This is a genomic window from Mycobacterium sp. 852002-51152_SCH6134967 (assembly GCF_001667105.1).
GTDB classification, from domain to species: Bacteria; Actinomycetota; Actinomycetes; order Mycobacteriales; family Mycobacteriaceae; genus Mycobacterium; species Mycobacterium neumannii_A.
Map to the genome: position 1 here is coordinate 213,469 of NZ_LZIK01000060.1, position 19,808 is coordinate 233,276.

Here is a 19,808-nt window from a genome sequence, read left to right on the forward strand (position 1 = left end):
CGGCGCTCAGCGGTGCTTGGCCGCCTCCTGTGCGAGCTGCACGCGAGAGGTCAGCCCGAGCTTGGTGTACACGTGGGTGAGGTGGGCCTGCACGGTCCGTGGTGAGACGAACAACCGCGCGGCGACTTCCTTGTTGCCCAGGCCTTCGCTGACCAGCTTGACGACGTCGAGTTCGGCCCGGGTCAACGACTCCCACCCGCTTCCGGCGCGCTTACGCTCACCGCGACCACGTTGCGCATAGGCGAGCGCTTCGTCGATGGACAGTGCCGCGCCTTCGGCCCGCGCGGTATCAAACCCCTGCTCGCCCAACGCTTCCCGAAGCATATCCGCCGCCTGTCCGACAACGGAGTCGAGGACCTTGAAGCGCACGACGCCCATGTGATCGAACGCGGCGTCCGCAGCGCCGAGCAACCGCGCGCCCGCAAGATGGTTGCCGCTCATGGCTGCGACGGAGGCGAGGCCCTCCAGTGCGAAGGGCACAACGAGGTGGCAGCCGAGGCGGACGGCCAGGTCGAGCGCGTCGTCGACGTCGCGCTCCGCCGCCCCGAGTTCACCTGCGGCGACCTTCACGTATGCCCGGGCAACCAACGCAAGCGATCGGCCAACGCCCGTCGTCTGCGTGACCACCTCATCGGCACAACGACGCGCAGCATCGAGGTCACCGCACGCAACCGGGCCCAGCGGTGTCCAGGCATAGGTGGAGGCGACTCGGGTATCGACGCCTGTGAGGGCACGGGCCATTTCGCGCGCCTGCCACGCCGCTGGCGCGTCGCCGGCGGCGAGGTGGACGTGAGCAAACGCGGTGTAGACCGCACCCTTGTAGTAGTCGAAGAGCTCGGAAGCATGACGGAGGGCCTGCTGCGCGGTCATCAGGGCGCGGTCCAGCTCGCCTGTGTAAGCCAGGGCGTAGCTCTGCACCACCAACGTGTACATCGAGAACATCGCATCGCGGTTGGCCGAACATTCGTCGACCAGCTCGGTCAACCGCCGGATTGCTCCCCGCACGTCGCCGATCATGAGCTCCCTCCACGCCAGTGCGAAGCGACACTGCCGTGAGACGAAATCGTCGCCGATGTCGGTGGCGATTCGAAGACCCTCCTCGGCGGCGTGCTGCACCACCGCGGCCGAACGGTCACCGATGAAGGCGGCCAGCGCCTCCTGCGCCCGGATCTGGCCCAGAATCCACGAATCACCCAGGTCTTGGGCCAGTTCGGCCGCCTCCGTGAAGTACTGCCGGGCCGATTCGTCGCCGGCGGCGAACATTCCGCAGGCGGTCAAGGCTCGCGCCAGCTGTGCGGGATCGCCGAGCTCTCTGGCCAGTTCGAGGACTTGGTGCACCTCGCGCACATTGTCGTTGGTGGCGAGAAACGCCAGCAGCATAGCCTTGTTCGCCGACGCCCTCACTCGTGACGGCGAAGCGCCGCAGGACTGCACGTCCGCGTCGGCGAGCGCGGTGCTCAGCCAGCTGATCCCCTCCTGGATGCGGCCGCGCGTCAACCACAACGGTTGCAGCGAGGACGCCAAGGTGAGCGCTCGCTCGGCATCGCCGCCCTCTCGACTCCACGCGAAAGCTGCCCGAAGATTGTCGATTTCGGCTTCGGCCCAGTCGACGCGCCGTTCGTGGTCGGTATCGGGCGGCCTGTCGAGAAGCGCGGCCGTCGCACTGTAATGATCGCGGTGCCGTGCGCGTATGACGTCACCCTCGCGTGATTCGTGCAGTTTCTCCTGGGCGTACTGGCGCACGGTCTCCAGCAGCCGGTAGCGGGTGCCCCAACCGGTGTCGTCGGCAACGACGAGAGACTTGTCCACCAGGAGGGTGAGTTGATCGAGCACCTGATAGCGCTCAGCGTCGTCATCGCCGGCGACGGCGTGCGCGGCGTCGAGGTCGAAGCCGCCGAAAAACACTGCCAGCCTTCGGAACAACGTCTGCTCCGGCTCGCTCAGCAACGCGTGCGACCAGTCCACCGATGCGCGCAACGTCTGCTGGCGGCGCACAGAGGTACGCGCTCCACCCGTCAGGAGACGGAACTGGTCGTGCAGGCTGTCGAGGATCTCGTCGGGTGACAGCGCCCGCACCCGGGCCGCGGCGAGTTCGATCGCGAGCGGAAGCCCGTCGAGCCTGCGGCATATCTCGGTGACGGTTCCCGAGTTCTGCGCCGAGATTCGGAAATCGGGTTTGGTTCTGCGGGCGCGGTCGGAAAACAGCTCGAGCGCTTCGTCGGCCAGCGACAGCGAGGGGACCCGCCAGCTCACCTCGCCCGTTACACCGATCGGTTCGCGACTCGTGGTCAGCAACGTCAAGGTCGAAGAGGCACCCAGCAGCGCGATGACCATTTCAGCGGTCGCGTCGAGCAGGTGTTCGCAGTTGTCGAGCACGATCAGCATTCGGCGGTCGCGAACGAACCGCAGCACCACGTCGGTGGTCGGCTGCCCGGGCTGGTCGGGCAGGCCCAATGCGCGCGCGGTCGCCACGGGCACCACGTCGGGATCGGTGATCGGTGCCAGGTCGACGTACCAGACGCCGTCGGCGAAGTCGGTGGCGATTTCGACGGCGACCTGTATCGCGAGCCGGGTCTTGCCCGCCCCGCCCGCACCGGTCAGCGTGACCATGCGGTTGGTCTCGAGCGCCTCACGGATGTCACGGATCTCGGTCTTGCGTCCGATGAAACTCGACAGCTGAACCGGAAGGTTTTCGGCAGCAGGGACATTCGACATGTGCGCCGTGCGCAGCGGTGGGAACTGATTGGGCAGATCGGGGTGGCAGAGTTGTACAACCCGTTCGGGGCGCGGCAGGTCACGCAGCGGGTGACTACCGAGATCGTAGAGCGTGATGTCGGCGGGCAGTTGGTCGACGACGAGCGGTTCGGTCGCACCCGAGAGCACGGTTTGGCCGCCGTGCGCGAGGTCACGCAACCGGGCGGCGCGGTTGATCGTCGGTCCGATGTAGTTGCCCTCATCTCGCAGACGAACGTCGCCAGTGTGGATCCCGATCCGCAGCTTGATCGGCGCCAGCGCTGCCCCCTGCAACGTCAAGGCGCAGGCCACCGCATCGGCGGCGCGGGCGAACGCGACGACGAAGCTGTCGCCTTCGCCCTGCTCGACGGGCCGTACGCCGCCATGAGCGGTGACCGCGTCGCCCAGTGTCCGGTCGAGACGCTCGACGGCAGTCCGCATCGCTTCCGGCTGGGTCTCCCACAGCCGAGTCGACCCTTCGACATCAGCCAGCAGCAGCGTGACCGTTCCAGTAGGAAGCTCGCCCATGCTCACGTCGCTCCAGCTAGTTTCGCTCATGCTAGCCAGCATGCGACCGGGGATATCGCGGAAACATCAGCGAAAATGCCGATAGTTCCGGCGCCGGAATGCGTAGGCGCGCTTCCACGGGAACGCGTGCAGCGCGGCTCAGGGGTCCGGCGTCACCAGTTGTCGTAGCCGCCTTCGGGACCCAGCATGCGTTCGAGCCGGGTGCGATTGATGCGGGCCAACTCGTTGCGGACGACCTTGCGCTCGGTCTCGATGTCGTTGTGCATCCGGTCGAGCATCGCTGCGAGCACCCGCCCCGCGTCGAAGCCGTTGACGAACATCACGAACCCGAAGCCGAAGTGCTCGAGGTATCGCTTCGACGCTTGACTCAGGCGTTCCATCAGCTCGGGTTGGTCGCACCAGATCGCGCACTGCTCAGCGGCCGACTTCTCGCTGCCCGGTCGCCGCCCGACGTCGGGGTAGGCCTGCAGGATGGTGTCGATGGAGTCCTCGCCGAGGCCGAACAGCAGCGCATCGGCTTCCCGGAACAGCGAGTCGTGGTCGGCGTACGGCCGTCCGCGCGCCAGATCGGCGGCCAGCGGCACGCTGTAACAGCATTCGTACACGGCGTGTACGGCCCTGCGCATCGGCATGGCGTTGAACGCTTCGAGGCCGATCCCCTGATGCATCAACACGACAGCAATGATCGACCGCGAGGGGAACGTCCCGGTTACGCCGTGTTACGGCGAGGAAAAATCAGCGCGCCCGTAAATCGGGCTCAGTGGTCCTTCTGGAACCGCTCGACCGACGCCTGGACTTCGGCCTCGGCCTCGGCGCGACCGACCCAGTCGGCGGCCTTCACATACTTGCCCGGTTCGAGATCCTTGTAGTGCACGAAGAAGTGCTTGATCGCCTCGAGCTCATAGGAAGGCACGTCGCCGAGGTCCTGGATGTGTTCCCAGCGCGGGTCGTCGGCAGGCACGCACAGGACCTTGTCGTCGCCGCCGGCCTCGTCGGTCATCCGGAACATCGCCACCGGCCGCACATCGACGATGCAGCCGGGGAACACGGATTCGGGCAGCAGCACCAGGGCGTCCAGCGGGTCGCCGTCCTCACCGAGGGTGTCCTCGAAGAATCCGTAATCGGTCGGGTAGGCCATCGACGTGTACAGGTAGCGGTCCAGCTTCACCCGGCCGCTCTCGTGGTCCACCTCGTATTTGTTGCGGGAACCCTTGGGGATCTCAATCACTACCTCGAACTGCACGGCCGCGGCTCCTTGCCCTGTGCTCTGGTCTGGGGTCGTCCGGTGATAACGCGGGTCAACCTTAATGGAGGGATACGCTGCTTGTACGGGGGCGGTCCAGGTTGAGCAGGAGGGTTATGCGGCCCAGTCAGTGGCGGCGATCCACGCACGTGGCGGTTTCGGTGGCGGTGTTGCTGCTGGTTGCCGTGGTCGTGGCGGTGGCCGCGATGCTCACCACAGGTCGGTCGACCGAAGCCTCGGCGGGGAAGCCGACGCCGCCGGCCGCGACCGCGAACCCCGGTGTCGTGCCGGTCGCCGACTCGGCGCCCAAGCCTGTCCCGGACCGGCTGGCCGCCAAGCTCGCGCCCGTACTGGCCGACCCGAACCTCGGCGACCTCACCGGCCGGATCACCGACGCGCTGACCGGGGCCGAGTTGTGGGCGCAACGCGCCGACGTGCCGATGCAGCCGGCGTCGACCAACAAGTCGCTGACGGCCGCGGCCGCGCTGCTGACGCTGGACCGCGACGCGCGGTTGACCACCCGCGTGCTGCGCGGCAGCCAGCCCGGGGTGGTGGTGCTCAAAGGTGGCGGAGATCCGACGCTGTCGGCGGCACCGCCCGGTGAGGACACCTGGTACCGCGACGCGGCACGCATCAGCGACCTGGCCGAGCGGGTCCGCGGCAGCGGTATGGAGGTCACCCGGGTGGCGGTCGACGTCAGCACCTACAGCGGACCGACGCTGGCGCCGGGCTGGGATCCGCTCGACATCGACTACGGCGACATCGCGCCGATGGAGTCGGTGATGCTCGACGGCGGCCGCACCCAGCCGGTGAGCTACGACTCGGTGCGTTCGCACACGCCGGCGCTGGATGCCGGGCGAGCGCTGGCGGTGGCGTTGAAGGTCGACCCGGCGACGGTGACCGTGCTGCCGGGCGCGGCCAGCGGTGAGGAGATCGCCGCTGTCGAGTCACCGCCGTTGATCTCGCGGCTACGCGACATGATGTACGCCTCAGACAACGTGATGGCCGAGGCGATCGGCCGTGAGGTCGCCGCGCAGGCGAGCAGGCCGCAGAGTTTCGACGGCGCGACGCGCGCGACGCTGAGCGCGCTCGCCGACGCCGGCATCGACACGGCCGGGGCGCGGCTGCTCGACTCCAGCGGGCTGTCGGTCGACGACCGGCTCACCGCGAAGACGCTCGACGAGGTGGCCCAAGCCGCGGCCGGTGACGAGCATCCGGCGTTGCGACCGCTGGTCGACCTGCTGCCGGTGGCCGGCGGCAGCGGCACCCTGTCCAACCGTTATCTCGAGGGGGCGCACAAGGATTCGGCCGGCTTTCTGCGGGCCAAGACCGGCTCGCTGACCGGCACCAATTCGCTGTCGGGCATCGTCACTGACGAGGACGGACGGGTGCTCACGTTCGCGCTGATCTCCAACAACGCAGGCCCGACTGGACGCATCGCGCTCGACAACGTGGCCGCCACACTGCGAGCCTGCGGGTGCAGCGCGTGAGCCCCTCGACCAAATCCTCGCTGTCGGTCGGTCGCGCCGTCGACTGGGACTTCGCCGCCGCCGTGGGGGAGAAGCTCGCCCGGCCCGGCCCGGCGTCGACCGACTACACGCGCAAGCAGGTGATCGAGCAGTTGGCCGAGGCGTCGCGCTCCGCCGAACTGCCGGTGCGCGAGGTCACCGGTATGACCGAAGGCGGTGAGATCCCCGAGGCCCGAATCGTGGACCGCCCGCAGTGGATTCGCGCGGCCACCAGGTCCATGCGCGTGATGACGGGCGGATCGGACAAGCCGGCCGGTGCCATCAGCGGGCGCATCACGGGTGCGCAGACCGGAGCGGTGCTGGCGTTCATCTCCTCGGGCATCCTCGGCCAGTACGACCCGTTCGGCCCCGGCGGTGGCGAACTGCTGCTGATCTACCCGAACGTGATCGCCGTTGAGCGCCAGTTGCAGGTGCAGCCCTACGACTTCCGGCTGTGGGTCTGCCTGCACGAGGTCACCCACCGGGTGCAGTTCCGCGCCAACCCGTGGCTTGCCGAACACATGTCCGGTGCACTCGCCGTGCTCACCGAAGAAAGCTCCGACGACATCGCCGAGATGGTCTCCAGGCTCGCCTCGTTCGTGCGCAGCCGCCGCGACGAGACGAACGGCGGTGTGGCAGATGTCAATTCGAATGGGATGATCGGGCTGTTGCGGGCAGTGCAGTCCGAACCTCAGCGTGAGGCCCTCGACAAACTGCTCGTGCTCGGCACGCTGCTGGAAGGCCACGCGGACCACGTGATGGACGCCGTCGGTCCCGCTGTGGTGCCGTCGGTCGCCACGATCCGCAAGCGGTTCGACGAGCGACGTCAGCGCAAACAGTCGCCGCTGCAGCGGGTGGTGCGGATGCTCCTGGGCATCGACGCCAAGCTCAGCCAGTACACCCGCGGCAAGGCGTTCGTCGACCACGTGGTGTCCGCTGTCGGCATGGACCGGTTCAACGCCGTGTGGACGGGACCCGAAACACTGCCTCTGCCAACCGAAATCGACGAGCCTCAACGATGGATCGACAGGGTGCTGTAGCCGGGCTTCGGGCGGCGGTCGAGGCGTTCGACCGCGACTTCGGCATCGGCGACCGCTGGTGCGTCGCACTGTCTGGAGGCCCCGACTCGCTGGCATTGACCGCGGTCGCGGCGCGGCTCAAACCGACGACCGCCCTGATCGTCGACCATCAGTTGCAGCCGGACTCCGCCGCCGTTGCGGAGAACGCGCGCAAACAGGGTATGTCTGTGGGATGCGTTGCAGCGCAGGTGATCACCGTCGAAATCGGCACGGTGGGGGGTCCCGAAGCCGCCGCGCGCACCGCGCGATACCGCGCGTTGGACGCGGCGAGGGACGGGATGCCCGTGCTGCTGGGCCACACGCTGGACGACCAGGCCGAGACGGTGCTGCTGGGTTTGGGCCGCGGTTCCGGGCCGCGGTCGATCGCAGGCATGCGGCCGTGGGATCCGCCGTGGGGCCGGCCCCTGCTGGGTGTGCGGCGGGCGGCGACGGAGGCCGCGTGCGTCGAGCTCGGTCTGTCGCCGTGGCAGGACCCGCACAACGCGGAGCGCAGGTTCACCAGGGTTCGCCTGCGTGAGGAGGTGCTACCGCTGCTCGAAGACGTTCTCGGCGGAGGCGTCGCGGAGGCGCTGGCCCGCACCGCAGGCGCGTTGCGCGCCGACACCGACACCCTCGACGAGCTGGCCGACCGCGCACTGACCGGGCTGCGTCGCGACGATGCGCTCGACGGCGACGAGCTCGCTCTTCTCCCAGAAGCACTGCGGCGCAGGGTGATTCGCAGATGGTTGCTCGACGGCGGTGCCGCCGGGCTGACCGACAAGCAGATCCGCGCCGTCGACGCCCTCGTCACGGCGTGGCGAGGCCAGGGCGGGGTCGCGGTCGGATCCCCCCTGCGGAAGCGACGGCTGATCGCGGGCCGCCGGGACGGCATGCTGACCCTGCACACGGAGCCGGTGCGAACCATGAAAAACTGTGCCCGTGCCTGAGCGATCCGCCGAGTTGTATACCGGTGACATCAAGTCGGTGCTGCTGTCGTCCGACGAGATCCAGGCGAAGATCGCCGAGCTCGGCACCCTGATCGGCGAGGAGTACCGCGACACCGTCGCCGAAAACGGCCAAGATCTCCTGCTGGTGACCGTGCTCAAGGGCGCGGTCTTCTTCGTCACGGACCTGGCGCGCGCGATCCCGCTGCCGACGCAGCTGGAGTTCATGGCGGTCAGCTCCTACGGTTCGTCGACGTCGTCGTCCGGTGTGGTGCGCATCCTCAAAGACCTCGACCGCGACATCAACGGCCGCGACGTGCTCATCGTCGAGGACATCGTCGACTCCGGGCTGACCCTGTCGTGGTTGCTGCGCAACCTCGCCACCCGCCACCCCCGCTCGCTGCGGGTATGCGCGCTGCTGCGCAAGCCCGACGCGGTGCGCGCCGACGTCGAGATCGCGCACGTCGGATTCGACATCCCCAACGAGTTCGTCGTCGGCTACGGCCTGGACTACGCCGAGCGTTACCGCGACCTCGACTACATCGGCACGCTGGACCCGAAGGTGTACGAGCAGCACTGAACGGCGCAAGATGAGGGGCATGCGCGAAACAGCCCTTCGCATCTGCCCCCTGTGCGAGGCCACCTGCGGCCTGGTCCTCACCATCGACGACGGTCGCGTCACCGGCGCCCGCGGCGACCGCGACGACGTGTTCAGCCACGGCTTCATCTGCCCGAAGGGCGCCAGCTTCGGCGAACTCGACAACGATCCCGACCGGTTGGCCAGGCCGATGATACGGCGTGACGGTGTGCTGACCGAGGCGACCTGGGAGGAGGCGTTCGCCGCGGCCGCGGAGGGGCTCGGCGGTGTCATCGCCCAGCACGGCGGTGCGGCCGTCGGCGTGTACCTGGGCAATCCGAACGCCCACACCATCGCCGGCGGGTTGTACACGCCGCTGGTCGTGAAGGCGCTGGGCACCCGGCAGGTGTACTCGGCGAGCACCCTCGACCAGATGCCCAAGCACGTCGCGCTGGGCCTGATGTTCGGCAGCCCCGTCGCGTTCACCGTGCCCGACCTCGACCGCACCGACTACCTCGTGATCATCGGCGCGAACCCCCTTGTCTCCAACGGCAGCCTCGCGACCGCCGCCGACTTTCCCGGCAAGCTGCGCGCGCTGCGCAGACGCGGCGGGCGCCTCGTGGTCATCGACCCCGCCCGCACCCGTACCGCCGAACTCGCCGACCGCCACCTGGCTCCGCGGCCCGGCACCGACGCGGCGCTGCTGCTGGGCATCGTGCACGTGCTGTTCGACGAGGACCTCGCCGACCTGAAGGACCTCTTCGGCCACGTCGACGGTGTCGACCTGGTGCGTGCTCTCGCCGCCGACTTCTCACCGGACACGGTCGAGGCGTACTGCGGGGTGCCCGCCGACGACATCCGCACGCTGGCACGCGAACTCGCGGCGGCGCCGTCGGCCGCGGTGTACGGCCGGATCGGCACGTCCACCGTTGAATTCGGCACCTTGGGCAGCTGGCTCGTCGACGTCGTGAACATTCTCACCGGCAACCTGGATCGCCCCGGCGGCGCGATGTTCCCGCAATCGCCGATCGCGCCCGCGGCGCGGCCACCGAAGCGAGGCCGAGGCTTTTCCACCGGGCGTTGGCACAGCCGCGTATCGGGTTATCCCGAAGTGCTGTCGGAGTTTCCGGCTGCGGCGTTGGCCGAGGAGATCGACACCCCCGGCGACGGGCAGATCAAGGCCATGATCACGATCGCGGGCAACCCGGTGCTGTCGGCGCCCGACGGCGATCGACTCGACAAGGCGCTCGACAGCGTCGAGTTCATGCTGAGCATCGACCCGTACCTCAACGAGACCACCCGGCACGCCGACGTCATCCTGCCGCCGCCTCCGCCGTCGCGCAGCGCGCACTTCGACGTCGCGCTCAACGGCCTGGCGGTGCGCAACAACGCGCGGTACTCACCGCCCGCGCTCCCGCTGACCGACCGACCGGACGAAGCCGAGATCCTCGCGCGCATCGCCCTGATCCTCTACGGTCTGGGCCCCGGCGCCGATCCGATGCTGGTCGACGATCAGGTGATCGCCGCAACGCTGGCCAAGGAGACCGCCGACCCCGACTCGCCGGTCGCCGGGCGATCCGTCGACGAGATGACCGCAATGCTGCCGACGGCTCCCGGCTACGAACGGCGCCTCGACATGATGCTGCGCCTCGGTGCCTACGGAGATGCGTTCGGAGCCAATTCCGACGGCCTCACTCTGGGCAAGCTCAAGGCCGCACCGCACGGCATCGACCTCGGTCCGCTGCGTCCGCGCCTGGCCGAGGTGCTGCGGACGCCGTCCGGGCGGATCGAACTCGCACCGCCCGAGTTGACCGCCGACGTCGCGCGGCTGCGGGATGCGCTCGGTGTGCGCGCCGACGGGTTCGTGCTCATCGGGCGACGGCACCTGCGTTCCAACAACAGCTGGATGCACAACCTGCCCGCGCTTTCGGGCGGGTCCAACCAGTGCACGCTGCGGATCCATCCCGACGACGCCGCCGAGCTCGGCCTCACCGACACGGCCGTCGTCAAGGGGCCGGGAGGTGAGCTGCTGGCGCCGGTCGAGATCACGCCCGAGATGCGGCGGGGCGTGGTGTCGTTACCGCACGGCTGGGGCCACGATCGCGAGGGCACGGGTCAACGGGTGGCGGCCGGTGCGCCGGGCGTGAACGTCAACCAGCTCAACGACGGCAACCATCTGGATCCGCTGTCGGGGACCGCGGTGCTCAACGGGATCCCGGTGGATATTGCGCCCGCGGGTTAGGTCAGCTCGTAGACCACGGTGACGTTGAAGCCGACGGCCTGCTGGCCCGGCTCGAACGGCACCGTCGCCATTTCCGCGGCCTGCCCGCGCGGACCCGGATACGGCGTTGGGGGCGACGAGGAAGGCACCTCGGATATTGAGAGGACCTTGCCGAGGTCCAAGTCGGCCAGCAGCGCGTACTGTTCGGCGCGGCTCTTGGCGTCGTTGAAGGCCCGGGCGCGCGCTTCGCGCACCAGTTGTGAGTCGTCCTCGATTGCGAGGGTGACGTTGTTGATCCTCGTCGCGTTGCCGCCCCTGCTCGCGATGATCCCGAACACCTGTGGCGCCGTGTTGAGCGCGCGGACCTTGATGTCGATCGTGTTCGTCGCCCGGTAGCCATTGATGGTCGTGGTGTCGCCGCCGGCGTACTGCGGCTGCACGCTCACCTCGGAGGTGTTGATGTCCTTGCGGTCGATGCCCGAGTCGACGAGCGCGTCGATGACACCGCGCTGCAGTTGGCTGGTCTGGTTCAGGGCGCCGGCGGCGTCGGCGGCGACGACCTCCATCCCCGCGTTGATCGTCAGTGTGTCGGGTGTGCCGAGCACCTCACCGGAGCCGACGACCGTCACCTGGCGTTGTGTGCTGTTGTCGTCGTTGGTGAGGACGGGGGCGGCCGTCGCGTCACAGCCCGAGAGCAGGGCGATCAACCCGGCCGCCGCGGCCGCGAGGATTCGGGTGGGCGTCTTCGCCCGGGCAGCGATTGGCATGGCTGGCACCCTACCGTCAGGGGGTCACCATGATCTTGCAGTGCGTGTCGGGGTCGGCGAGTTCGTCGAACGCGGCGCCGACGCCTTCTAGTCCCACCTCGCCGGTGATCAGCGGCGAGACATCGATTCGCCCGTCGGCGATGGCGCGCAACGTCTCCGCGAACTCGTTGTGGTCATAGGAGTTGACGAACTGGACGTTGATCTCCTTGGCGATGCCGAACAACGGCGTGACCGTGTCGGGCTGCATGCACACTCCGGCCACCACCAGGCGGCTGCCCAACGGAGCCCTGCGCATCACGTCGTCGATGATCCCGGGGATGCCGACGGCCTCGAAGGTCACCGCGGGTGTCGCGCCGTCGAACGGAGAACCCTGCGCGGGATCGAGGGTCACGTGCGCGCCCATCGTCGCGGCGAGTTCCCGCCGGCGCACCGAGAAGTCCGCCGCCGCAACGTGTTCGATGCCCTTGAGGCGCAGGGCGGCGATGATCGCGATGCCGATCGGACCGCAGCCGATCACCAGCGCGGCCTCGCCGGGGGCGATGTTGGATTTGTTGACGGCGTGCAACCCGACGGCCAACGGTTCGGTCAGCGCGGCGTGCCGAGGGTCGACACCGTCGGGCACGCTCAGCAGTAGCGGCACCGACAGCAGCATCCTCTCGGCGTATCCACCGAGCACGGTGTTGCTGGACATGATCGGCTCGAAGCCCTTGGGCGACAACAATACCGGTAGCGACGTGACAAGAGTTCCTGCAGCGGGCGCATCGGTGCCCGGACCGGCCTCGAGGATTTCAGCGCTGAATTCGTGGCCCATGAACACGTCATTGCCGAGGTCGACGGGCAGGCCACCTTGCACCGGCATACCGGTGATCTCGCGAGTCAGCCGCACCATCTGGTCGCCGTGTTTGGCGAAGTGCAGATCCGAACCGCAGATCCCGCAAGCCTTGACCGCGACCAGCACCTGACCCTCTTGGGGAACCGGTTCGGGCACGTCGTCGCGGACCACCATCTGTCCGCCTCGCAGTACGGCAGCGCGCATTCACCAATCCAATCGGTTCAAGAACCCCAGCAACGCGGCGTTGACCGCCGCGGGCCGCTCCTGCGGCAGCCAGTGCCCCCCGTCGATCATCACCTCGCGGTAGTCGCCCGAAACCACCTCGCGGGCGCGGTCCCGCCGGGCGAAGGCCTGGGTCGGATCCTCTGTGGCGCCGACGAACAACGCAGGCACGCCGATGGTCGTCGCCGGGGTGTTCGCCGTCAGCTCCCAGTTGCGGTCGAAGCAGCGGTACCAGTTGAGCGCACCGGTGAAGCCCGTGCGGGTGAACTCCTCGACGTAGTGGTCGAGTTCGCGCTCGTTGATCCAGTCGGGCAGGCCGTCGGGCTCGGGGATACGGGACAAGAGCCCAGCCGGTCCCTGCGCGATCATCCGGTCGCCGACGAGTCCGCCCTTCGACGAGGCCGTCGACGCGAGCAGCTTGCGGATCGACGTGGCGGGGTCTCGGTTGAGCTCCGCGTCGGCCGGACCCGGCTCCTGGAAGTAGAGGATGTAGAAGAACTTCTCGCCGAAGATGCGCCGGAACGCCTGCGTCGTGGGCACCCGCGAGCGCGGCACCGGCGGTGTGCAGACACCGACTACCCCGGCGAAGCGGTCCGGATGCAGCAGCGGCGAAGCCCACGCCACCACCCCGCCGAAGTCGTGGCCGACGATGACCGCGCGGTCGGCGCCGACGTCGTCGAGCAGGCCGACGATGTCGGCGCTCAGCTCCACGATGGTGTAGGCGTCGACGGCCTCGGGTTTGGACGACTGCCCGTAGCCGCGCTGATCGGGAGCGAGCACGTGATAGCCCGCCTTGGCCAATGCGGGCAGCTGGTGGCGCCAGGAGAACCCCAGTTCGGGAAAACCGTGGGCGAGTACCACCAGCGGAGCGCCCGGTTCGCCCGCCTCGAGCACACGCAGGCGGACGCCGTTGGTGTCGACGAACCGCTCGGTCCAGGTGATCACGATCCCCACCCAAGCACAGTCCTGGGCGCGCGAGTGTGTAGTTGAAGCACGCCGCCGCGGCCGGCAGCGTGCGGGTAACCCACGTTCGCCGGGACGTCGGGAGAACCGTCGGGAACCTTGGTTCGTTGGTCTAGCGGTAGCCTGAACTATTCCAACCGCGTACTTGTTGGAGAGGTTTCGACGGCTTGAAAAGGCATTGGAAGGCAGGAGTGGTCGCTGACGGCCGGGGACAACGGCCCGCCACGCGGCCGGACGACGACGGATAGTTGATGAATCGGAAAAATGTCATCCGCACGCTGAGCGTGATAGCGGTCGTGCTGTTGCTGGGGTGGTCCTTCTACTACTTCAGCGACGACACGCGGGGTTACAAGCCCATCGACACGTCGGTGGCGGTCGCCCAGATCACCGGCGACAACGTCAAGAGCGCGCAGATCGACGACCGGGAACAGCAGCTGCGGCTCGAACTCAAGAGCGGCAACGGCGACACCGAGAACAGCGACAAGATTCTCACCAAGTACCCGACCGGGTACGGGGTCACGCTGTTCGAGGCGCTTCAGGACAAGAACGTCAAGACCAACACGGTCGTCAACCAGGGCAGCATGCTCGGCTCGCTGCTGATCTACCTGCTGCCGCTGTTGCTGCTGGTCGGCCTGTTCGTGATGTTCTCCCGCATGCAGACCGGCGGCCGGATGGGCTTCGGGTTCGGCAAGTCCAAAGCCAAAATGCTCAACAAGGACATGCCGAGCACCACCTTCGCCGACGTCGCCGGCGTCGACGAGGCCGTCGAAGAGCTCTACGAGATCAAGGACTTCCTGCAGAACCCGTCGCGGTATCAGGCGCTGGGCGCCAAGATCCCCAAGGGCGTGTTGCTGTTCGGCCCGCCCGGCACCGGTAAGACGCTGCTGGCGCGCGCCGTGGCCGGTGAGGCCGGGGTGCCGTTCTTCACGATCTCGGGCTCGGACTTCGTCGAGATGTTCGTCGGCGTCGGCGCCTCCCGCGTGCGCGACCTGTTCGAGCAGGCCAAGCAGAACAGCCCCTGCATCATCTTCGTCGACGAGATCGACGCCGTCGGCCGTCAGCGCGGCGCCGGCCTGGGCGGCGGCCACGACGAACGCGAGCAGACACTCAACCAGCTGCTGGTCGAGATGGACGGCTTCGGCGACCGTCAGGGCGTCATCCTGATCGCGGCCACGAACCGGCCCGACATCCTCGACCCGGCCCTGCTGCGGCCGGGCCGCTTCGACCGCCAGATCCCGGTCTCCAACCCCGACCTTGCCGGCCGTCGCGCCGTGCTCAAGGTGCACTCCGCGGGTAAGCCGATCGCCCCCGACGCCGACCTCGACGGGCTGGCCAAGCGCACCGTCGGCATGTCCGGCGCCGACCTGGCCAACGTCATCAACGAGGCCGCACTGCTGACCGCCCGCGAGAACGGCACGGTGATCACCGGCCCGGCGCTGGAGGAGGCCGTCGACCGCGTCGTGGGCGGGCCCCGGCGTAAGAGCCGCATCATCAGCGAGCAGGAGAAGAAGATCACCGCCTATCACGAGGGCGGGCACACGCTCGCCGCGTGGGCGATGCCGGACATCGACCCGATCTACAAGGTGACGATCCTGGCCCGCGGCCGCACCGGCGGCCACGCAATGGCGGTCCCCGAGGACGACAAGGGCCTGATGACCCGCTCGGAGATGATCGCGCGGCTGGTGTTCGCGATGGGTGGACGCGCGGCCGAGGAACTGGTGTTCCGGGAGCCGACCACCGGCGCGGTGTCCGACATCGAGCAGGCCACCAAGATCGCCCGCGCGATGGTCACCGAGTACGGCATGAGCTCCAAGCTCGGCGCGGTGCGCTACGGCACCGAGCACGGCGATCCGTTCCTGGGCCGCACCATGGGCACCCAGGCTGACTACAGCCACGAGGTCGCTCAAATCATCGACGACGAGATTCGCAAGCTCATCGAGGCCGCCCACACCGAGGCCTGGGAGATCCTGACCGAGTACCGCGACGTGCTCGACACCCTCGCCGGCGAGCTGTTGGAGAAGGAGACGCTGCACCGCCGTGAGCTCGAGGAGATCTTCGGCGACGTGAAGAAGCGCCCGCGGCTGACCATGTTCGACGACTTCGGCGGGCGGGTGCCATCCGACAAGCCGCCGATCAAGACCCCTGGCGAGCTGGCGATCGAGCGCGGCGAGGAATGGCCGAAACCGGTGCCCGAACCCGCGTTCAAGGCCGCGATCGCCGCGGCCACCAAGGCCGCCGAAGCCACCAAGGTGGCCGAGGGCGGGCCCAACGGCGCCAACGGCAGCGGTAACGGTTCCTCCGGTCCGACACAGCCGGACTACGGCGCCCCCGCGGGATGGCACGCACCGGGCTGGCCGCCGCCGCCACAGCAGCAGCAGCAACAGCCCCCCGTCCAGCAGCCGCACGGCTACTGGTATCCGCCGCCGCACCAGGGTTGGCAACAGCAGCAGCCCTATCCGCCGTATCCGGCGTATCCGCAGCAGGGGCCACCGCAGCAACAGGGTGGGCCACCCCAACCGCACGAGGACAAGGGTCAGGACAACAGCCGGCGTAACGGCTGACAGACCGACCGGCTCACAGGAGGCTCCATTGGCGCAGTCCCAGCACAACTCTGTCACCTTCAGCCCCGCGAACTTCGACCAGGCGCGCGCTGAGGCGGCGGTCCGCGAACTGCTGCTCGCGGTGGGGGAGGACCCAAACCGGCACGGCCTGGAGTCCACGCCCGCGCGGGTCGCGCGGGCGTACAAGGAGCTGTTCGCCGGCCTCTACATCGATCCGGATTCGGTGCTGGACACCACCTTCGACGAGCAGCACGACGAGCTTGTGTTGGTCAAGCAGATCCCGATGTACTCGACGTGCGAACACCACCTGGTGTCGTTCCACGGCGTCGCGCACGTGGGCTACATCCCAGGCCAGGACGGCCGCGTCACCGGGTTGTCCAAGATCGCCCGGCTGGTCGATCTCTACGCCAAGCGACCGCAGGTGCAGGAACGGCTCACCGGTCAGATCGCGGACGCGATGATGCGCAAACTCGATCCGCGGGGTGTGATCGTCGTGGTCGAGGCCGAGCACCTGTGCATGGCGATGCGTGGGGTGCGCAAGCCGGGCGCGGTGACGACCACATCGGCCGTGCGCGGACAGTTCAAGGTCGACGCGGCATCGAGGGCCGAGGCGCTGGACCTGATATTGCGCAAGTGAACTCGACACGGGTGCGAGTCATGGGGGTCGTGAACGTCACCGACGACTCCTTCTCCGACGGAGGGCTGTTCCTCGACCGCGACCGCGCTGTAGAGCACGGGCTCGAGCTGGTCGGCCAAGGCGCTGCGATCGTCGACGTGGGCGGTGAGTCCACTCGCCCCGGGGCGACGCGCATCGACCCCGACGTCGAGAAATCGCGGGTGTGCCCGGTCATCAGGGAGCTCGCCGCCCACGGTGTCACCGTCAGCATCGACACCATGCACGCCGACGTCGCGCGCGCCGCGCTCGAGAACGGCGCCCACATCGTCAACGACGTCTCCGGCGGGCGCGCGGACCCGGACATGGCGCCGTTGCTCGCCGACGCGAAAGTGCCGTGGGTGCTGATGCATTGGCGCTCGGTGGGCGCGGACCGGCCGCACGCGGTGCCCGCCTATCGGAACGTGGTCGACGAGGTCCGGACCGAACTGCTCGCCAGTGTGGACGCCGCGGTGGCCGCCGGCGTCGACGCGGCCAATGTCATCATCGATCCGGGGCTGGGCTTCGCCAAGACGGGCGACCACAACTGGGCGCTGTTGCGTGCGCTGCCCGAATTCGTGGCCACCGGCATCCCGGTGTTGGTCGGCGCGTCGCGCAAACGCTTCCTCGGAACGCTGCTCGCGGACTCCGAGGGACAACCGCGGCCGCCGGACGGGCGGGAGACCGCGACGGCGGTGATCTCGGCGCTGGCGGGTCTGCACGGCGCCTGGGGCGTGCGTGTGCACGATGTGCGCGCCTCGGTCGACGCGGTCAAGGTGTTGGAGGCGTGGTCGCATGGCTGACCGAATCGAGTTGCGGGGCTTGCGAGTTCGCGGCTATCACGGCGTCTACGAGCACGAGCGTCGCGACGGCCAGGACTTCATCGTCGACATCACGGTTTGGATCGACCTCGCGGCCGCGGCGGCCAGTGACGACCTCGCCGACACCCTGGACTACGGCGCGTTGGCGCAGCGGGCGGCCGACGTCATCGCCGGACCGCCGCGGGACCTGATCGAGACGGTGGCCGCCGAGATCGCCGAGGGCGTCATGGAAGACGAGCGAGTGCATGCCGTCGAGGTGGTCCTGCATAAGCCCGCCGCACCGATCCCGCTGGCGTTCTCCGACGTCGCGGTCGTCGCGCGTCGTTCGCGGCGCGGTCGGGGTGGCCCTTGACCACCGCGGTTCTGTCGATCGGGTCGAATCTCGGCGACCGGCTGGCGATGCTTCGGTCGGTCGCCGACGGGCTCGGCGGTGCGCTGCGCGCGGCGTCGCCGGTGTACGAGACCGCGCCGTGGGGCGGTGTCGAGCAGGGGCCGTTCCTCAACGCCGTCCTCATCGCCGAGGATCCGGCGCTCGACGGCCACGGTTGGCTACGGCGCGCCCACGACTTCGAACGAGCCGCCGAGCGGGTGCGCGAACAGCGGTGGGGCCCGCGCACGCTCGACGTCGACATCGTGACCTGCCGAACCGGGGGACGTGAGCTGATCTCGCAGGACGCCGAGCTGACTCTGCCCCATCCGCGTGCCCATGAACGCGCGTTCGTGCTGGTGCCGTGGCTGGCGGTGGAACCGGACGCGGCGCTGACGGTCGCAGGCGAGCCGCGCCGGGTCGACGAACTGCTCTCGGCGCTCGAAACGGCCGAACGCGAAGGCGTCCACCGCACCGAGTTGGTGTTGCGCTGATGGGGCCGACGCGCAAGCGCGACCTCGCGGCCGCTGCGGTGCTCACCGCTGTCGTCGGCTATTTGCTCGTGCTGGCGTCGTACCGATGGTTCCCGCCGATAACCCTGTGGACGGGTGTCTCGCTGCTGGCCGTAGCGATCGCCGAAGCGGGCTGGGCGTTCCACGTGCGAGCCAAGATCAACGACGGTGAGATCGGCGTGGGATCCGGCCGGCTGAACCCCCTCGCGGTGGCGAGGTCGGTGGTGATCGCCAAGGCCTCGGCATGGGTTGGCGCGCTGGTGTTCGGTTGGTGGGTGGCCGTCCTGGTCTATCTGTTGCCGCGTCGCTCCACTCTGCGCGTCGCCGCCGAGGACACCGCGGGCGCCGCGGTGGCCGCCGGGTGTGCACTGGCTCTGGTGGTTGCTGCGCTGTGGTTGCAGCATTGCTGCAAGTCGCCGGGTGAGCCGCCGGAGAACCCCAATGGGGCAACGGATTAACGAAGTTCGGCCGACGCGAGAACGAATCGCCGACGAGGCGACACGCGGAGTGACCTGTGACAGGTACAGTCGCCCCCATGACCGATCCGACCCGCAGCGCACGCTATCGGCGTGCCGGCCGCAGGCCGGGTTGGATGCTGTTGACCGCGTTGCTGGTGCTGGCGATCGCGGCCAGCTCCGCCCTGGTGTTCACCGATCGGGTGGAGCTGCTCAAGCTGGCGGTCATCCTGGCGTTGTGGGCGGCGGTGGTCGCGGCGTTCGTCTCGGTCATCTACCGACGGCAGAGCGATGTCGACCAGGCCAAGGTGCGCGACCTCAAGCTCGTCTACGACCTGCAGCTGGACCGTGAGATCTCGGCGCGGCGCGAATACGAGCTGTCGTTGGAGACGCAACTGCGCCGCGAACTGGAAGCCGAGGTGCGCGCCCAGGCCGCCGACGAGATGGCGACGTTGCGGGCGGAACTGTCCGCGCTGCGCGCCAACCTGGAGATCCTCTTCGATGCGGACCTGTCGCACCGGCCCGCCATCGAGCCCGAGCGCACGACGGTGCGCGCCTACAGCGACTGGGCGCGGGATTCGGAGACCACGGGACGCGTCAGCAGCAGCCGCATCGACGAATACCGGCCCGACATCGAAGAGAGGACCGAGGAAAGTCCGATCATCGATGTGCCCGCCGAACCCCAACCGCCGGAATTCGATTGGCAGCCCACCGCCGAGCGCGGTGGGGCGCACCGCAGGGCCGGCGACGCCGACTGGGGTCGCCAGTCGGCCGAGGAGCCGAGCTCGTGGTCACCGCCGCCACCGCCGCCGCCCACAACGCCAGGATGACCGCCAGCTTACAC

17 protein-coding genes and 1 pseudogene are annotated in these 19,808 nt (G+C 68.6%); 12 read left to right on the top strand and 6 right to left on the bottom strand.

All coding sequences use genetic code 11. The features are described from left to right. Positions 1-6: 6 nt before the first annotated feature. The 3 genes from A5790_RS17990 to A5790_RS18000 form a co-directional block, all read right to left on the bottom strand. On the bottom strand, positions 7-3,291 hold the full coding sequence (locus tag A5790_RS17990) for a LuxR family transcriptional regulator (RefSeq protein ID WP_231987834.1): 3,285 nt from the start codon (positions 3,289-3,291) through the stop codon (positions 7-9). A gap of 122 nt (positions 3,292-3,413) precedes the next feature. Beyond that, positions 3,414-3,929, bottom strand: coding sequence for a 2-oxo-4-hydroxy-4-carboxy-5-ureidoimidazoline decarboxylase (locus A5790_RS17995; RefSeq protein WP_066847251.1), 516 nt, complete (start codon positions 3,927-3,929; stop codon positions 3,414-3,416). Positions 3,930-4,018: 89 nt separating this feature from the next. After that, the gene (locus A5790_RS18000) at positions 4,019-4,504 is read right to left on the bottom strand and encodes an inorganic diphosphatase (protein ID WP_064399302.1); all 486 of its coding nucleotides are present in this window, start codon (positions 4,502-4,504) and stop codon (positions 4,019-4,021) included. A gap of 116 nt (positions 4,505-4,620) precedes the next feature. On the opposite strand from A5790_RS18000, the gene dacB reads away from it, so the two are divergent. Genes dacB through A5790_RS18025 form a run of 5 tightly spaced genes read left to right on the top strand, consistent with a single transcriptional unit; the run spans position 4,621 to position 10,833 of the window. Continuing rightward, entirely contained in the window at positions 4,621-5,994 is a 1,374-nt protein-coding gene (dacB, locus tag A5790_RS18005) for a D-alanyl-D-alanine carboxypeptidase/D-alanyl-D-alanine-endopeptidase (RefSeq protein WP_066847102.1), read from the top strand. Continuing rightward, positions 5,991-7,052: a zinc-dependent metalloprotease gene (locus tag A5790_RS18010; RefSeq protein WP_369829793.1), complete on the top strand. Its 1,062-nt coding sequence runs from the start codon at positions 5,991-5,993 to the stop codon at positions 7,050-7,052. The genes dacB and A5790_RS18010 overlap by 4 nt, the downstream gene beginning before the upstream one ends. Next, entirely contained in the window at positions 7,031-8,017 is a 987-nt protein-coding gene (tilS, locus tag A5790_RS18015) for a tRNA lysidine(34) synthetase TilS (protein ID WP_066847106.1), read from the top strand. Before A5790_RS18010 ends, tilS begins: the two co-directional genes overlap by 22 nt. Then, the gene (gene hpt, locus A5790_RS18020; protein ID WP_066847108.1) at positions 8,004-8,594 is read left to right on the top strand and encodes a hypoxanthine phosphoribosyltransferase; all 591 of its coding nucleotides are present in this window, start codon (positions 8,004-8,006) and stop codon (positions 8,592-8,594) included. Before tilS ends, hpt begins: the two co-directional genes overlap by 14 nt. 19 nt (positions 8,595-8,613) lie before the next feature. Next, positions 8,614-10,833, top strand: coding sequence for a molybdopterin-dependent oxidoreductase (locus A5790_RS18025; RefSeq protein WP_066847110.1), 2,220 nt, complete (start codon positions 8,614-8,616; stop codon positions 10,831-10,833). Here the strand turns inward: A5790_RS18025 and A5790_RS18030 are convergent. Genes A5790_RS18030 through A5790_RS18040 form a run of 3 tightly spaced genes read right to left on the bottom strand, consistent with a single transcriptional unit; the run spans position 10,830 to position 13,581 of the window. Beyond that, on the bottom strand, positions 10,830-11,579 hold the full coding sequence (locus A5790_RS18030; protein ID WP_066847112.1) for an SIMPL domain-containing protein: 750 nt from the start codon (positions 11,577-11,579) through the stop codon (positions 10,830-10,832). The two genes, A5790_RS18025 and A5790_RS18030, sit on opposite strands and share 4 nt — an antisense overlap. Positions 11,580-11,595: 16 nt before the next feature. Beyond that, positions 11,596-12,615 carry a zinc-binding dehydrogenase gene (locus tag A5790_RS18035; RefSeq protein ID WP_066847114.1) on the bottom strand — a complete coding sequence of 340 codons (1,020 nt, stop codon included), beginning with the start codon at positions 12,613-12,615 and terminating at the stop codon, positions 11,596-11,598. Continuing rightward, positions 12,616-13,581: an alpha/beta fold hydrolase gene (locus A5790_RS18040; RefSeq protein WP_066847253.1), complete on the bottom strand. Its 966-nt coding sequence runs from the start codon at positions 13,579-13,581 to the stop codon at positions 12,616-12,618. A 266-nt stretch (positions 13,582-13,847) separates the two neighbouring features. Here A5790_RS18040 and ftsH point away from each other — a divergent pair, with 266 nt between their 5' ends. From ftsH to A5790_RS26525, 7 genes and pseudogenes are all read left to right on the top strand, one after another. Then, positions 13,848-16,157 (top strand): ATP-dependent zinc metalloprotease FtsH, encoded by a 2,310-nt coding sequence (gene ftsH, locus A5790_RS18045; protein ID WP_066847116.1) that lies wholly within the window; start codon positions 13,848-13,850, stop codon positions 16,155-16,157. A 28-nt stretch (positions 16,158-16,185) separates the two neighbouring features. Next, on the top strand, positions 16,186-16,794 hold the full coding sequence (folE, locus tag A5790_RS18050) for a GTP cyclohydrolase I FolE (RefSeq protein WP_066847126.1): 609 nt from the start codon (positions 16,186-16,188) through the stop codon (positions 16,792-16,794). Between the two features lie 20 nt (positions 16,795-16,814). Next, positions 16,815-17,612 carry a dihydropteroate synthase gene (folP, locus tag A5790_RS18055; protein WP_066847128.1) on the top strand — a complete coding sequence of 266 codons (798 nt, stop codon included), beginning with the start codon at positions 16,815-16,817 and terminating at the stop codon, positions 17,610-17,612. Beyond that, positions 17,605-17,982 carry a dihydroneopterin aldolase gene (folB, locus tag A5790_RS18060; RefSeq protein WP_066847132.1) on the top strand — a complete coding sequence of 126 codons (378 nt, stop codon included), beginning with the start codon at positions 17,605-17,607 and terminating at the stop codon, positions 17,980-17,982. Before folP ends, folB begins: the two co-directional genes overlap by 8 nt. Next, positions 17,979-18,491 (top strand): 2-amino-4-hydroxy-6-hydroxymethyldihydropteridine diphosphokinase, encoded by a 513-nt coding sequence (gene folK, locus A5790_RS18065; RefSeq protein WP_066847134.1) that lies wholly within the window; start codon positions 17,979-17,981, stop codon positions 18,489-18,491. Before folB ends, folK begins: the two co-directional genes overlap by 4 nt. Continuing rightward, positions 18,491-18,967, top strand: a complete 477-nt coding sequence (locus tag A5790_RS18070; RefSeq protein WP_066847137.1) for a DUF3180 domain-containing protein — start codon at positions 18,491-18,493, stop codon at positions 18,965-18,967. The genes folK and A5790_RS18070 overlap by 1 nt, the downstream gene beginning before the upstream one ends. A gap of 77 nt (positions 18,968-19,044) precedes the next feature. Continuing rightward, a pseudogene (locus A5790_RS26525) lies at positions 19,045-19,495 on the top strand (DUF6779 domain-containing protein); the annotation flags it as partial. Positions 19,496-19,808 lie beyond the last annotated feature (313 nt).